Genomic DNA, 14,420 nt, shown 5'->3' with positions numbered 1-14,420 from the left:
GGCCTTTAGAATGATGGCGGCCTTTAGAATGATGGCGACCTTTAGAATGATGGCGACCTTTAGAATGATGGCGGCCTTTACTGTGCTTTCCTGCGGCTGTTGGCTCTTTATCTATCTCAACTGGCTCTCTTCGCATAAACATTTCTACTAACTCGGCATTTGCACTATCAGAAATAACTTCACGGATTTCCTCCTGTGTCAATGTCCTCATAATAAACACCCCTTTTTGCAGATTCCCTACTTAATTGGCAGGTATAATATTTTATGGATGAACAAAAAAATAGTGTGGACTTATATAAAAATTAATCAACTACCCAGTTTTTGTAACCTATCTTTCTCTCCTTACATAAAATGTAATCAATAAAAACGGAGGGAAGAAATATATGGTAATTACTAAAACTAGTGATATACCACACTATTATCTATACATTCATCCGAAGGATTTACATGAGTTGCGGAGAGATATATGGTGCGATGAGCCTGTACCGGCTAAGCTGAAAACAAACAATATGAAATATGAAATCGATTTTGCCTATCGCGGTTCGCTTACCCGTAAGTTCCCAAAAAAATCCTATTATGTACGTTTTATAAAACATGCCTCGTTATTTGGAGAGCAGGAAATCCATCTAAACGCTGAATACGCTGATCCTTCTTTAATCCGAAATAAACTCTCCCTGGACTTTTTTCGGACGATTGGCGTTCTTTCACCACGCGCTCAACATGTTCTGCTCACCCTGAACGGGAAATTTTTAGGAGTCTATTTGCAACTCGAATCCGTAAATGAGCTATTTCTCCAGAAAAGAGGGCTGCCTTTAGGGCCGGTTTATTATGCAATTAATAATGACGCAAATTTTTCATTAGTGAGCCATCATTATAATGATGCAAAAAAAACACTTGAATCCGGTTATGAACGAAAATGCGGCACCAAATCAGATGACGAACTTCTGCGTGAATTGATTTATAAGATTAACACCATACCGCGTTCAAGTTTTAGTAAAGAGATTGCTTATTATATTGATGTAGATAAGTACTTCCGATGGTTAGCAGGAGCGGTTTGCACTCAGAATTATGACGGGTTTGTCCATAACTATGCTTTATACCATAATAAGCAGACAGGCTTATTTGAACTTATTCCTTGGGACTATGATGGAACATGGGGAAGGGACTGTAAGGGGAAGATGATGGAGCATGATTATGTTCCAATTGAGGGATATAATACTCTTTCCGCACGGCTTCTCGACGTTCCACATTTCCGATCCAGGTATTGTGAACTTCTTGAAGAAATACTTGAAACTTCGTTCACTCTAGAATCACTTGAACCTAAGATTCATTCGCTAATGAATTCTATTCGTCCTTATCTTGTAAGAGATGACTATAAGAAAAAAGACATCCAGAAATTTGATGCGGAATCGGAGTACATCACCCGTTTTATTGTGAAGAGAAATCATTATCTGCGTGAACGTTTGTCGGATTTAAAACAGTAATTCCATGAATACTTCCCCACTGAGCGGGCAATCGCTGAAGCGGGGGCTTCAATTTTACAATAGATCGCGGCTTGATTTTGGGGTGAGGATATTCTTCAGTACAGGCAGCGATTCGTACACATAATGGGTCAGCGTTACAATAAAATACCGGCATACCAGTTGCCGCCTGCATGGCATGCCGGTATAGAGGCAGGTTTGTACATTCCAGCACAATGGCTCCCTTTTCACTCTATAAAATTATAACAGGCTTAGTTCATTCCCGCTAAAACTTCAGCGTTCTTTTCATTGTAACATTCCATGCATAGCGCATCTTTTTCCTCTGCTTCATATTCTGTTAATTTAACGCCGCAACTTCTGCACGTAAGCTCAGTAAAAACTATATTCATTTCTATTCCCTCCATTATCCGTATATTTTTGCAAACCTTTAAACGCAATCATTTTGAAGGGAGCCAAAGTCTACGTTATTACAATTTCCTATACGAAATAGGAATAAAGCAAGTTTCTGTTTTTCTGACTTTTTACAAATCGTACACAAAATTAAGATTACAACAGCAATTGAAAGATTCGGAAAATCAAAGACGATAAGCAAGCAAATGAAACCCCGGCCTTATGTCATTGACACCAGGCCGGGGTTTGTAGTTTACTGCACCGCTTTATGCAAAGAACGACGCGGCAGTTTCCATTTATAGAATACAGACAACACTCGCAGCACAACAATCGCAACGCACAGCCCATACAACTGTACGGAATCTCCAATGTCTACAATCCCCGTGCCGATGCACAGCCCGGCTCCGATCGCCCATACAGCGTAGATTTCTTCCTGCAGCACCATCGGACGCCGACCCGCCAGCACATCGCGAATCACGCCGCCGCCGATGCCTGTCATTACCGCCGCCACGATGATTGCGCTCAACGGACGATCGAGCTGCGTCGCATACAACGCGCCCTGCACAGCAAATGCCGCGAGACCAATCGCGTCAAAGAACACCTCCGAGCGACGCCAGTATGCGATTAACTTTACCGGCAGAAAGAAGAACACCAGCATGGTTAGTAACGCTGTCCATAGCAGCGTTCCCTGCTCCCAAAGCGTAGGCACCGGAATACCGATAAGAAAGTTCCGCACGATCCCGCCACCGAATGCAGTCGCCATGCCAAGCACGAATACGCCGTATATATCATACTCTTCTTCCATCGCCACCACCGCGCCGCTCAGCGCAAACGCCATTGTGCCGATAATGTTCAAAATCTCCCACGTCACGCTGCATCTTCCTCTCTATTTTTCCCCTCATTGATATTTAATCTTTCAACAGGTTACAAGAGGTCCTTGCACATCGTCAAGCAAAACCGCCGACAAGATAGTTTATTCGAAAAATTTCATCGTCTATCTTTTTGCATTTTACAGCATTGACAGGTCAGCCCGAACCTGTTATTCTACGGATAATTTCATAGGAAAGTCCACTGGGGGTGCCGTAACGGCTGAGATAAGGCGCAGTAGCCTTGATCCCTTCGAACCTGATCTGGATTATACCAGCGTAGGGAAGTGGCATGACGACTGGCCATTCCAATTTGGTTGTGATGGCGCGTTATTCTTTGTCTCGCATGCCGCTCTACTTGTAGAGCGGCTTTTTATTGGGGCAAGGGACCGGTGGAGCACTTTCTTCCCTGAAAAAATTGATTTGTTAGGAGGAATTTATATGATGACATTTACCCAACAGCTTCGCCAGGATGCCGATCCAATCTTTGAGGCCATCTTCGCTCACCCATTCGTGCGGGGCATTGCCGATGGGAATTTGGACAAAGAAGCCATCATCCATTATGTAAAACAAGATTTTGAATATCTCAACGCCTTCGCCCGCATCTACGGCATCGCCATCTCTAAATGCGAGAAACGCGAAGACATGGCGATGTTTGCCGAGCAGATCTCATTCGTACTGCACGGCGAAGCCCATCCCCACAACAACTTGTGCCGCGTAGCGGGCGTCCGTTATGAAGATGTGCAGGGCTATCCGCTTGCGCCGAATGCAAGCCATTATATTCGCCATATGCTGACGGTCGCGCATGAAGGTACGCTCGGAGAAATCATCGCAGTGCTTCTGCCGTGCCCGTGGACATATCTTGAAATCGGACAAAAGCTGCTTAAAGAAGTCAATCCCACTCCTTCGCACCCGTTCTATGAATGGATTACTTTTTATGGCGAGGCATCCATGAACGTGCTGACCGATCGATTCTGCGCACGGCTTGACCGCTGGGCGGAAGAGGCCAATGAAATGGAGAAAGAAAAAATGAAGCAGCATTTCCTTACCAGTTGCCAGTTGGAATACCTCTTCTGGGATATGGCGTATACAAAGCAAACCTGGCCGGTTGAGTTGGGACAGGTGATGAAACGATGAGTTGGAAAATGCGGGAAGTTGTACTGACCGTCGTACTGTCCATCGCGTGCGGCGTGCTGTACCTTGGCTGGTCTACCCTCTGGCTTCCGATCTCGGCGCTGATAGGACCGGTCGGCGCTGAAGTGATGTTCGGTGTCTGGGTGGTGGCGAGTCCGTTGATCGCTTATATTGTACGCAAACCGGGCGCCGCACTGATTGCGGAGCTGGCGGCGGCGGCCGTTGAAGTATTCACGGGCAGCCACTTTGGTCTCTCTTCGCTGTTAATCGGATTCTTTCAGGGACTGGGCGCCGAATTGGCCTTTTTCCTGTTCGGCTATAAGAAGTATTCATTGCCCGTCCTCATGCTCTCGGGTGTACTCGCTGCGGTCGGCAGCATGATCTACAGCCTGCTGGCCAATGGCTTCGGCTATTATACTCCGGGTGTACTCGCGGCTACGTTTGCACTGCGAATAGTCAGCGGCGCTATCCTCGGAGGAGTACTCGGAAAACTGATAGCCGAATCGCTGGCGAAAACCGGCATTCTTCAGCAGTACGAAATGATGCGGCAGCGCAGACAGCAACGTGGTGAAGGATATGATTCCGTATCTAGGATGTAACAATCTTTCGGTCCGTTTCTACGATGCTCCCTCCTTCACGCTGCAGCATCTGAGCCTTTCGATTCAACGTGGCGAAAAAGTACTGCTGCTCGGGCCAAGCGGCTGCGGAAAATCCACCCTCCTGTCTGTGCTGTCAGGAATTATTCCCGCCGCGATTGAAGCGGAAGTAAGCGGCGAGGTGACACGCCCTGAATCCGTCGGCATAATGTTTCAGGACCCGGATGCCCAATTCTGCATGCTGACTGTCGGTGATGAGATTGCGTTTAGCCTGGAGAACCGCCGCATTCCGCGGGATGAAATGAACGGCCGTATTGAAAAAGCGATGGCACAGGCGGGTCTGTCTGTGCCCAAGGATACGCCGATCGAGACGCTGTCCGGCGGGATGAAGCAGCGTCTGGCGCTCGCGTGCCTGTTGGCACTCGAAGCGGATGTACTGTTCTTCGACGAGCCGACGGCACAGCTTGACCCGCAGGGACGGCAGGATGTGTTCACACTGCTCAAATCGGTATCGGATACAGGAATGACCATGGTATTCATCGAGCACGTACTGGATGGTTTGATTGACTGGATGGATCGTGTCGTCCTGTTTGATGCCCAGGGACGCATCATCGGAGAGGGTGCACCGAAAGACGTACTGACCCGATACGAAAAAGAAATGGAGGCCGCTGGCATCTGGCGGCCCCGTCTCTTCCCCCATACCCTAGAAGAGGCCTGTACCCCTTCCCATCCGCTGCAGACCGGGTGGCGCGAAAAACTGAAGCAAAGCGAGACGCGAGCCAGGTCGAAAGGGGCGGTAGAGCCGGACATCTACACCATACGCGATCTGACCGTCGGCTACGGCAAAACCAATATCCTTGAACATGTTTCGTTTTCGCTTCGGCAGGGCGAATGGACGGCCATCATCGGTGAGAACGGCGCCGGAAAAAGCACACTGCTAAAAGCGCTCGCCGGATTGGAAAAAGGAAAACACGGGGAGGTATACTTTCAGGAGCGACCCGTCCGCAAGTGGCCGGCCAAAAAGCTGTACGAACAGGTCGGCTTCGTATTCCAAAATCCGGAGCTGCAGTTCGTCACGGATCGGGTATACGATGAAGTGGCATTCGGGGGACGCGTTCGTCAATGGGACGAACATGTACTTGCGGACAAAACGAACCACCTGCTGCAGGAATTCACCCTGGATGCGCATCGCGATCATCATCCGTTCATGCTAAGCCAGGGCCAAAAAAGACGGTTGAGCGTGGCGACAATGCTCTTGTTTGATCAGAAAGTGCTCCTCTTAGATGAGCCAACGTTCGGACAGGACGCTGCCACCGCTGCCCAATTACTCGCTCGTTTGGAAGAGCGAAAAAAACAAGGAACCGCCATTGTCATGGTCACACACGATATGGATTTGGTGGACCGGTACGCAGACCGTGTCATTTGGATTGCAGACGGTACGATTCAATTTAATGGTGCCCCGTACGACTTGTTCTCTTCCGGCGCTTCTCTGCCGGGGTTGATGCGGCCGCTTCACTATGAATGGGAAAGGAGGATGCGCCATGATGCATGCCAACCGCTCCCGTTTGGCTCGCGTTAATCCGGCTGTAAAATTGACTGCCCATTTAGCCGTTATGCTGTTTCTCATGATGATTGCCGATCCGATTACTTCCGCTCTGCTCTGGCTGCTATCCATCATCGTTGGAGTCATGTTCGGGGGATGGACCATGCGGTATATAAGAAAGCGGATTGTACCGTATCTCGGATTTTTCCTGCTGGTCTTCTGGATGCTGGCCGCTTTCGGCAAAGGCGAACATGTCCTTGGGCAATTTGCCTGGTTCCGCATCACGGAAGAAGGCATCTACCATGGTCTGACGATTGCGTTTCGCATGCTCGGATTCGTTACGTACGGTCTGCTGTTCACATCAACTACCGATACGACACAGCTGGTTATGAGTTTAATTCACCAGTATCGCCTTTCGCCCAAATGGGGATACGGACTGCTGGCAGGTCTCAGGTTTGTACCTCTGTTTCAAAGTGAGCTTGCGCAGATGAAAGCCGCACATAAAATCCGAGGATTTCATGCGCAGGGGAAGTTAAAATCATTTGCCCGCTATACACTTCCTCTGTTCACCCAGGGTATCCGCAAGGCGGAACGGGTGGCGATCGCAATGGAAGCCAGAGGATTTGACGGTTCGCGCAACCGTACGTATTATCACACTCCCGTAACGTCAAAGAGTGATTATGTATATGCCGGTACTCTCTTCCTTGCTGTCGCTGTCATTACGGCTGTTTCCGCTTTTTCAGGCTGGCTGCACTGGGCATGGAACGAGTAATACCGCAAAAAATCCCGGCAGCATATCGCTGCCGGGATTTTGATTTGATCTTTCGAAAACCAGTTTGAATTAGTAATTCATGTATTGTTCGCGTTCCCACGGATGAACCGCTGTACGGAACATATCCCATTCGATTTCTTTCGCTTCTACGAAGTGCTCAAGCGCGTGCTCACCCAGTACGGCGCTGATAACTTCGTCCGCTTTCAGCTCTTCGATCGCTTCTTTCAGCGTTGCAGGCAGGTTGTCGATGCCGGCTTCTTTGCGCTCTGCTTCGTTCATTACATAAATGTTGCGATCTGTTGCCGGCGGAGCTTGCAGTTTGTTTTTCACACCGTCAAGCCCTGCTGCCAGAAGAACGGCCAGTGCCAAATACGGGTTCGCTGACGGGTCCGGGTTGCGCACTTCGATACGGGTGCTCAAACCGCGGGAAGCCGGGATACGAATCAGCGGGCTGCGGTTTTTCGCAGACCATGCCACATAGCAAGGCGCTTCATAACCAGGAACCAGACGCTTATAGGAGTTGACTGTCGGATTGGTGATGGCAGCAAAGCCGCGTGCGTGCTTGATGATGCCTGCAAGGAATTGCATTGCCGTTTCGCTCAAGCCAAGCTCTGTAGACGGATCTTCGAATGCATTTTTGTCGCCGGAGAACAGAGACAGGTTGCAGTGCATACCGGAGCCGTTAATTCCGAACAGCGGTTTCGGCATAAATGTGGCATGCAGACCGTGTTTACGGGCAATCGTTTTCACAACAAGCTTGAACGTTTGGATTTGATCAGCCGCTTCGACCGCATTTGCGTATTTGAAATCAATCTCATGCTGACCCGGCGCCACTTCGTGGTGAGACGCCTCTACCTGGAAGCCCATTTGTTCGAGCGTCAGTACGATATCACGGCGGCAGTTCTCGCCGAGATCGAGCGGCGCGAAGTCAAAGTATCCGCCCTGATCGTTCAGCTCGTTCGTCGGCTGGCCATGTTCATCAAGCTTGAACAGGAAGAATTCCGGCTCCGGTCCAAGGTTGAAAGACGTGAAACCCAGATCTTCCATGTCTTTCAGCGCGGCTTTCAGGATTTGACGGGGATCTCCCATGAAGGGTTGACCGTCCGGAGTGTAGATGTCGCAAATAAAGCGAGCAACTTTGCCGTCTTCCGTTGTCCACGGGAAGATAACGAACGTATCGAGGTCCGGATACAGATACATATCAGATTCTTCGATGCGCACAAATCCTTCGATAGACGATCCGTCGAACATCATTTTGTTATCGAGCGCTTTTTCCAGCTGGCTCGTCGGAATTTCTACGTTCTTGATCGTGCCGAGCAGGTCAGTGAACTGCAGGCGGATGTATTTTACATTCTCTTCTTTGACCAAGCGATAAATGTCTTCTTTCGTGTACTTTGCTGCCATCTCCAAACAACCTCCTTAAGATCTCTCCTCAGCAAGGAGACTCCCATATGATTTTTTATAGATGATTCATTAATGGAAGAAGCGGGAAAGCTCCCCCCGATTAAGCGGTGTTTGCCCCGGCCGGGTCGTAAACATTTGCTGCTTCAGAAAATCACGCAGCTCGCGGTCGGACATTTCTTTGCGTTCCTGTTCGACTTTCTCGTAAAGCATATTGCTGACTCGCTTGCCTTCCTGCTTCATCGCAAGCACTTGCTTGATGCCGGCAATATTAAGTCCTTTCTCAAGCAGCGATTTGATTTCCAGCAGGCGGTCTACATCATTAAAGGAAAACAGGCGCTGATTTCCTTTCGTACGCGCCGGAGAAATCAGATTCTGCTGCTCATAGTAGCGGATCTGACGCGCTGTTAGTTCTGTCAGCTGCATCACGATTCCTATCGGAAAAAGAGCCATATTGCGGCGAATATCATCTTTCATTTCTTTATCTCCTTTCGCCGGTGAATCTCCTTGCTTCCTTGGTTCTTATTCTACATATGTTAACTTTCCTCGTCAATACATGTTAGATAAATTTACACATTTTTTTAGACTTTTTTAGATTTTTAACAAATTCTTCTCGATCATCCCGTCCAACGCGGTCAGCACACCTACCTTGACATGCGAAGCGGTCAGACCACCCTGCACAAATCCGAGATACGGCGGGCGGATCGGACCGTCGGCAGACAGTTCGATGCTTGAACCTTGAATAAACGTGCCGGCAGCCATGATGACCGGATCGGCATATCCCGGCATATCGCCCGGTTGCGGTACCACATGCGAATCGACCGGGGCCGCTTTCTGGATGCCCTGACAGAACGTCACGAGCCCTTCGGCCGTGCCGAATTCGACGGATTGAATAAGGTCCGTGCGCGGCGCATCCCAACTCGGATTTGTCTTGAAACCTAATCTTTGCAGGAGTCCGGCCGTGAATACCGCGCCTTTCAACGCTTCTCCTACCACGTGGGGTGCGAGGAAAAACCCTTGAAATATTTCCAGCAGTCCGCTCTGTGTCGAGCCAACCTCGGCCCCTAAGCCCGGTGCAGTCATGCGATATGAAGCCATCTCCACCAGGTCGGCGCGTCCGACGATATAGCCGCCGCTTTTCGCCAGGCCCCCGCCCGGGTTCTTAATGAGCGAGCCAGCCATGATGTCGGCTCCTACTTCAAGCGGCTCTTTCTCTTCGGTGAATTCGCCGTAGCAATTATCGACAAACACAATGACGTCCGGACGAATGCCTTTGACGAACTCGATCATCTCTTTAATCTTTGCGATCGTAAACGACGGGCGATCCGCATACCCGCGCGAACGCTGGATGCCGATTACTTTCGTATTTGTATGTATCGAGCGGGCGATCGTTTCTTTATCGATTTCGCCTTCCGCCGTCAGCGGCACTACGGCGTAGCCCACGCCGAATTCTTTGAGCGATCCCTTGCCGTGACCGCGTACCCCGACGATTTCTTCCAATGTATCGTACGGCGCACCGGTAATGTACAGGAGCTCGTCACCCGGGCGCAGCATACCGAACAGCGCAATCGCAATCGCATGCGTACCGCTCAGAATATGCGTGCGCACGAGCGCCGCCTCACCGCCGAATACGTCTGCATAGACCTTTTCTAATGTTTCACGCCCCATATCATCGTATCCGTATCCGGTCGACGGCGCAAAATGAAAGTCACTCACCTGATGTTTGCGAAACGCACGCAGTACTTTAAATTGATTGTAGTCAGCCATTCTCTCGATCTCACGCAGGCGCGGGCCGATTTCTGCTTCCACCTGCTCAACATACGGTGCTAATTTCTCTCCATGCTTTAAATACGAAAACACGTTATCTGTCCCTTCTATACGCTCTTAAATGATAAACTCTGCAAGCTCGGGCGAAAGCTGTTCGATATGTTTTCCTTTCACCTCAAGCTCATAATACATGCCGTCTTCATCGACGTTTTCACGGAGAACGTGAAGATTGCGGTGCACAAGGGCATACAGGTCGCCGCGTGCCGTCGGCAGGCGCAGCAGGTAGCGGCTGTACCCGCTTTCGATATGCACTTCCACCGCCGCAAGCAAGCGTTCTATGTCGTCCTCTCGGTACGCGGAAATATACAGCACCGATCCCGAAATCGTTGCAATCGGCCGCTCTTCTACGGCATCCATCTTATTGAAGACAGTCAGGCGTGGAATGGCTTCGGCTCCCAGCTGAGCCAGCACTTCGTCCACCACTTCCATGTGAATTTGATAATCAGGATGGGAGGCGTCAATCACTTGCAGAATTAAATCCGCTTCAGCCGCCTCTTCAAGCGTAGAACGAAAGGCAGCCACCAGTTGGTGCGGCAAATTCTGAATAAAACCAACTGTGTCGGTTACGATAATTTCCTCACCACCCGGAAGCCGCACACGGCGTGAGGTCGGATCAAGCGTGGCAAACAGCTTGTCCTCCTCGAGAATACCCGCATCGGTCAGACGGTTCAAGATTGTTGACTTGCCTGCGTTCGTGTAGCCGACGATGGCAACCTGGAATACCTCGTTTTTCTTGCGCCGATCGCGGTATAGCTGGCGATGTCGTTTGACCTCTGCCAGATGTGCCTCAATCTCGCTGATTCGACGGCGAATATGGCGCCGATCCGACTCCAGTTTCGTCTCTCCCGGCCCCCGTGTGCCGATACCCGCACCAAGACGGGACAGTTCCGCCCCTTTTCCTGTCAGGCGCGGCAGACGGTACTGTAATTGAGCAAGCTCGACCTGCCACTTGCCTTCCCGTGAACGGGCACGCTGGGCGAAAATGTCAAGGATAAGCTGTGTACGGTCGATAACCTTGCACTCGATGACCTGCTCCAGGTTACGAATTTGCATCGGCGTCAGCTCATCGTTGAAAACAATCAGGTCTGCTTCCAATTCTTCCGCCAGACGATTGATTTCTTCTACTTTGCCCTTACCGACATACAAACGCGCATCCGCCTGATCACGCCCCTGGGTCAACACGGCGACGACGTCTGCCTGCGCGGTTCTCGTCAATTCCGCCAACTCTTCCATCGACAGGTCAAAATAGCGCCGGTCGCTGTTTTTCCGGTAGCAGCCGACGAGAATCGCCCGTTCGGTTTTTCGCTCATCTACAATGTGTATTGCAAACGCCTCCTTACAAACGCAAAGTCTCCTGCTTTCGCACCGTTTTGCACGAAAGCTTCTTACACTATTATACTATCTTATCAAAACAGTCCTCCATTCACACGAAATTTCCCTACTATAATGAAAGAAAAACGTTCCCCTTATTCGGGTAGCCGCTTCACTATCCAGCGAACACTTTTTATTTGTTTTTTTCGATATAATATTAAGGTAAGGAGGGAACAAACATGGCTTTTGGCATTACACGCGCAGAGCTTGCCGCCTGGAAAACGAAGGTCGGGCGAGGTGAAGTGGCGCTCTTAACCCACTTCTGGCTACACCCGCGCTATCCGGGTATCAAAACGGTCACCAAAGCGGGCTGTGCCAACCTGGACACCCTGCTGGAATGGGGACAGACCTATGGATTGGAGCAAAAACACCTGCATATGCGTAAGGGATTTCCACACTTTGACTTAATCGGTGATAAACAAAAAGAAGTTCTGGTACAGGAAGGGTTATGGGAACAGATACACCGTTTCCGAATACCGGTATAGGCAGGCTTTCTTTATTTAAGCGCTCGCAACTTTCTTCGCGGCCGATCCGTCCATATAGTTACCATATGGACAAAGGAGAGGAAAAACATGACTACCGTTAAACGCTTCAAGCCACTCAGCTGCGCCGTACTGCTTGGCGCCGCCTTATTCACCGGTGCACTGACCGCCCCTGCCGCTTACGCTGCTGAGCCGCAGATGAATGCTGCAAGTACAAGCACGGCTGCGCTTCGTACCATCACGGTAACCGGATATGGAGAGGTTGTCGTTCAGCCGGATATCGCTTATGTTCAGCTTGGTCTTCATACTACCGGAAAGACCGCACGCGAAGCCCAGGAGAAAAATGCCAAACAATTCAAGGCTATCCACAGTGCACTGGAAAAGCTGAATATTCCCGCTGCGGACATTCAAACCGTCCGCTTTGTCACCATGCCCGATTATTCCTGGGAAAATAATAAACAGGAGCTCAAAGGATACCAGGTAGAGCAAATCGTCCAGGTAAAGTATCGGAACCTGGCAGGCATCAGTCAGCTAATCGATGCGGCGACGGCGGCGGGAGCCAACCGGATCGAAAACGTTTCGTTCAGTTCTGAAAAAATTGAAGAATACCGGATGGACGCCATGGATGCGGCGCTTGACAACGCCAGACTTAAAGCAGAGCGAATGGCCAAACGCGCCGGCGTGAAAATAAAAGAAACGGTACAGATTACGGACGGCATAGCACCAGCTCCACCGGTATATCTATACAACCTGCCGCGCACAGGCAGCATGAGCGATGCGGCAAAGGAAGAGAGCAGCGAAAGCCGGGTGTATCCGGGTGAGCTTAAAGTGGGAATTTCTGTGATCGTGACGTATTCCTACTAACCTGGCCCTCTCTATGCACGAAGCAGAATTGTCGCTTTATGAAAATCATGAGAAGAGCGGCTTAATTCTGTGATAAGAAAGAAAAAAGCGGAAAGAACGAGAACAGGATTTTAATAATGTAGAAAAAGGCGAAGGCCTTTTTCTTCCCTGGATCTTATTTCCTCTTTCCATCTTTCCTTTTTCATGATTTTTACAGAAAACGATGCAGAAAAGCCCTCCGGCACACTTTTTGGCCGCAGGGCTTTCCTTTCTCTAGAAACGACTTTTCTATTCTTTTTCTTCTTCCGCTTCAGCCATGGATATCGTCTTCGGCGGCTCCTGGCCTGTAAGCGGAATCTGGCCGTCCCGGCCAAACTGATCCAGGCGCGACGGTTGGCTGCGCGGATGCGTCATTTCAGCCGCTTGTCGTTTGTTTCGGTCGGTCATTGCTGTTCCTCCTTTGCCAAACGCTGCCTATAGTATGGCCCGAACCGCCTGGTTTTATCGCTGTGTGCTTACGATTATAAAACCAATTGATCGATAATCTTTATGAGGTTGCCGATCTCCGGTTTACTAACCTGTGCGTCCGCTCCTACTTTCTCGCCTTTATGACGCAAGTCGTCCGTAATGAGCGAGGAGAAGATAACCACCGGCAGTTTGCGCAACTCCGGATGTTCTTTGATACGCTTTGTCAAGTGGTGGCCGTCCATTTTCGGCATCTCAATATCCGTAATCACCAATTGGATATGATCGACTACATTCTTTCCGGTACGAACAAGATGCTCGAGGTAATTCCACGCTTCGTTTCCGTCCTGGCATATTTCAACATGTACATAACCGGCTTCGTGCAGAGTTTCTTCGATCAACTTGCGCAGAATAGCGGAATCTTCCGCAAGAAGCACACGTTTGGTGGATGGAGAGCGAGAGCCTAAATCTTTCAGTTGACCCATATTAATGCCCGTTTCCGGACTGATATCTACCACCACTTTCTCGAAGTCCAACAGCAGAATGAAGCGATCGTCCAATTTTACCACACCGGTCGTGCTGCTTTCGATACCACGTGCCAATTCGGACGGTTTCTCAATCTGCTCCCAGGAAATCCGATGAATGCGCGACACAGAGTGCACATAGAAGGCTACTTTCATCTGATTCAGCTCAGCAATAATTAGCTTGTCTTGTTCCGGATGCTCGGACGGCGGATAGCCCAGCGCTTTCGCCAGATTGATTACAGGAAGCACCTCGCCGCGCAGCTGAATGATTCCCATAACGTGCGGATGCATCTTCGGCGTCCGCGTTACCGGTACAGGATTGATAACCTCACGTACCTTAATTACATTAATACCAAATGTTTCACCTGCAATCCCAAACTCGATAATTTCTAGTTCATTCGTGCCGCTCTCCAAAAGAATTCCCTTTTTATCATCCATCGCCATATGTCCCGGCCCCTTTCCTCGTTCCCTTTCCGTTCTGCATTCAGGTTATCGGTGTATCCCTATCCGTCTACACCCTACATTTTATGTTTGGTACATTAGACTCTCATACTTCTTAGTAATATAGTACCTTATCAACGGGCTTTCGGGCTAGAGGCTAATTTGGAATATTTTTTGTGAATGTTATACGCAGTATTTAAATACTTAATTTCCACTCTTTATTTACTCCTTGCTCATGAAATAAAAAAAGAAGGAGAGAGGAACAAAGATCTAAGGACGAAAAA

16 protein-coding genes and 1 riboswitch are annotated in these 14,420 nt (G+C 49.5%); of the genes, 7 read left to right on the top strand and 9 right to left on the bottom strand.

Features of this window, described 5'->3' with window-relative positions; all coding sequences use genetic code 11:
• Nucleotides 1-211: hypothetical protein (locus ADA01nite_RS10890; protein WP_146809993.1), on the bottom strand; the 211-nt coding region annotated here is incomplete at its 3' end.
• A 178-nt stretch (nt 212-389) separates the two neighbouring features.
• Between ADA01nite_RS10890 and ADA01nite_RS10885 the strand changes: the two genes are divergently transcribed.
• Nucleotides 390-1,484 carry a CotH kinase family protein gene (locus ADA01nite_RS10885; protein ID WP_218029548.1) on the top strand — a complete coding sequence of 365 codons (1,095 nt, stop codon included), beginning with the start codon at nt 390-392 and terminating at the stop codon, nt 1,482-1,484.
• A gap of 248 nt (nt 1,485-1,732) precedes the next feature.
• On the opposite strand, the gene ADA01nite_RS22020 is transcribed toward ADA01nite_RS10885, so the two are convergent.
• Entirely contained in the window at nt 1,733-1,870 is a 138-nt protein-coding gene (locus ADA01nite_RS22020) for a hypothetical protein (RefSeq protein ID WP_170230228.1), read from the bottom strand.
• Nucleotides 1,871-2,124: 254 nt separating this feature from the next.
• Nucleotides 2,125-2,742 (bottom strand): trimeric intracellular cation channel family protein, encoded by a 618-nt coding sequence (locus tag ADA01nite_RS10875; RefSeq protein ID WP_146809991.1) that lies wholly within the window; start codon nt 2,740-2,742, stop codon nt 2,125-2,127.
• A 192-nt stretch (nt 2,743-2,934) separates the two neighbouring features.
• Nucleotides 2,935-3,040, top strand: a riboswitch (TPP riboswitch).
• A 141-nt stretch (nt 3,041-3,181) separates the two neighbouring features.
• On the opposite strand from ADA01nite_RS10875, the gene tenA reads away from it, so the two are divergent.
• From tenA to ADA01nite_RS10855, 4 genes are read left to right on the top strand one after another with little or no spacing between them, the layout of a single operon-like run.
• Nucleotides 3,182-3,874, top strand: a complete 693-nt coding sequence (gene tenA / locus ADA01nite_RS10870) for a thiaminase II (protein WP_146809996.1) — start codon at nt 3,182-3,184, stop codon at nt 3,872-3,874.
• Entirely contained in the window at nt 3,871-4,470 is a 600-nt protein-coding gene (locus ADA01nite_RS10865; RefSeq protein ID WP_146809990.1) for an ECF transporter S component, read from the top strand. The genes tenA and ADA01nite_RS10865 overlap by 4 nt, the downstream gene beginning before the upstream one ends.
• Complete coding sequence (locus tag ADA01nite_RS10860; protein WP_146809989.1) at nt 4,448-6,046, top strand: ABC transporter ATP-binding protein; 1,599 nt, start codon at nt 4,448-4,450, stop codon at nt 6,044-6,046. Before ADA01nite_RS10865 ends, ADA01nite_RS10860 begins: the two co-directional genes overlap by 23 nt.
• Nucleotides 6,012-6,782, top strand: coding sequence for an energy-coupling factor transporter transmembrane component T family protein (locus tag ADA01nite_RS10855; protein ID WP_146809995.1), 771 nt, complete (start codon nt 6,012-6,014; stop codon nt 6,780-6,782). The genes ADA01nite_RS10860 and ADA01nite_RS10855 overlap by 35 nt, the downstream gene beginning before the upstream one ends.
• A gap of 69 nt (nt 6,783-6,851) precedes the next feature.
• Here ADA01nite_RS10855 and glnA read toward each other — a convergent pair whose 3' ends face one another.
• The 4 genes from glnA to hflX form a co-directional block, all read right to left on the bottom strand.
• A complete protein-coding gene (glnA, locus tag ADA01nite_RS10850; RefSeq protein ID WP_146809988.1) occupies nt 6,852-8,186 on the bottom strand; it encodes a type I glutamate--ammonia ligase in 1,335 nt (444 codons plus the stop codon).
• 69 nt (nt 8,187-8,255) lie between these two features.
• Nucleotides 8,256-8,660: a MerR family transcriptional regulator gene (locus tag ADA01nite_RS10845; RefSeq protein ID WP_146809987.1), complete on the bottom strand. Its 405-nt coding sequence runs from the start codon at nt 8,658-8,660 to the stop codon at nt 8,256-8,258.
• Nucleotides 8,661-8,774: 114 nt separating this feature from the next.
• The gene (locus ADA01nite_RS10840) at nt 8,775-10,043 is read right to left on the bottom strand and encodes a methionine gamma-lyase family protein (RefSeq protein WP_146809986.1); all 1,269 of its coding nucleotides are present in this window, start codon (nt 10,041-10,043) and stop codon (nt 8,775-8,777) included.
• A 24-nt stretch (nt 10,044-10,067) separates the two neighbouring features.
• Nucleotides 10,068-11,327 carry a GTPase HflX gene (gene hflX, locus ADA01nite_RS10835; protein WP_146809985.1) on the bottom strand — a complete coding sequence of 420 codons (1,260 nt, stop codon included), beginning with the start codon at nt 11,325-11,327 and terminating at the stop codon, nt 10,068-10,070.
• A gap of 233 nt (nt 11,328-11,560) precedes the next feature.
• Here hflX and ADA01nite_RS10830 point away from each other — a divergent pair, with 233 nt between their 5' ends.
• Nucleotides 11,561-11,866 carry a hypothetical protein gene (locus ADA01nite_RS10830; RefSeq protein WP_146809984.1) on the top strand — a complete coding sequence of 102 codons (306 nt, stop codon included), beginning with the start codon at nt 11,561-11,563 and terminating at the stop codon, nt 11,864-11,866.
• An 87-nt stretch (nt 11,867-11,953) separates the two neighbouring features.
• Nucleotides 11,954-12,727, top strand: coding sequence for an SIMPL domain-containing protein (locus tag ADA01nite_RS10825; protein ID WP_146809983.1), 774 nt, complete (start codon nt 11,954-11,956; stop codon nt 12,725-12,727).
• Between the two features lie 267 nt (nt 12,728-12,994).
• Here ADA01nite_RS10825 and ADA01nite_RS22015 read toward each other — a convergent pair whose 3' ends face one another.
• Together ADA01nite_RS22015 and ADA01nite_RS10820 are read right to left on the bottom strand one after the other, a co-directional pair.
• Nucleotides 12,995-13,153 carry a hypothetical protein gene (locus tag ADA01nite_RS22015; RefSeq protein ID WP_170230227.1) on the bottom strand — a complete coding sequence of 53 codons (159 nt, stop codon included), beginning with the start codon at nt 13,151-13,153 and terminating at the stop codon, nt 12,995-12,997.
• Nucleotides 13,154-13,227: 74 nt separating this feature from the next.
• The gene (locus tag ADA01nite_RS10820; RefSeq protein ID WP_146809994.1) at nt 13,228-14,133 is read right to left on the bottom strand and encodes a chemotaxis protein; all 906 of its coding nucleotides are present in this window, start codon (nt 14,131-14,133) and stop codon (nt 13,228-13,230) included.
• Nucleotides 14,134-14,420 lie beyond the last annotated feature (287 nt).

Source organism: Aneurinibacillus danicus, from assembly GCF_007991215.1.
GTDB classification, from domain to species: Bacteria; Bacillota; Bacilli; order Aneurinibacillales; family Aneurinibacillaceae; genus Aneurinibacillus; species Aneurinibacillus danicus.
Note: the sequence above shows the minus strand (reverse complement) of the source record. Positions and strands in the feature narration are given on the sequence as shown.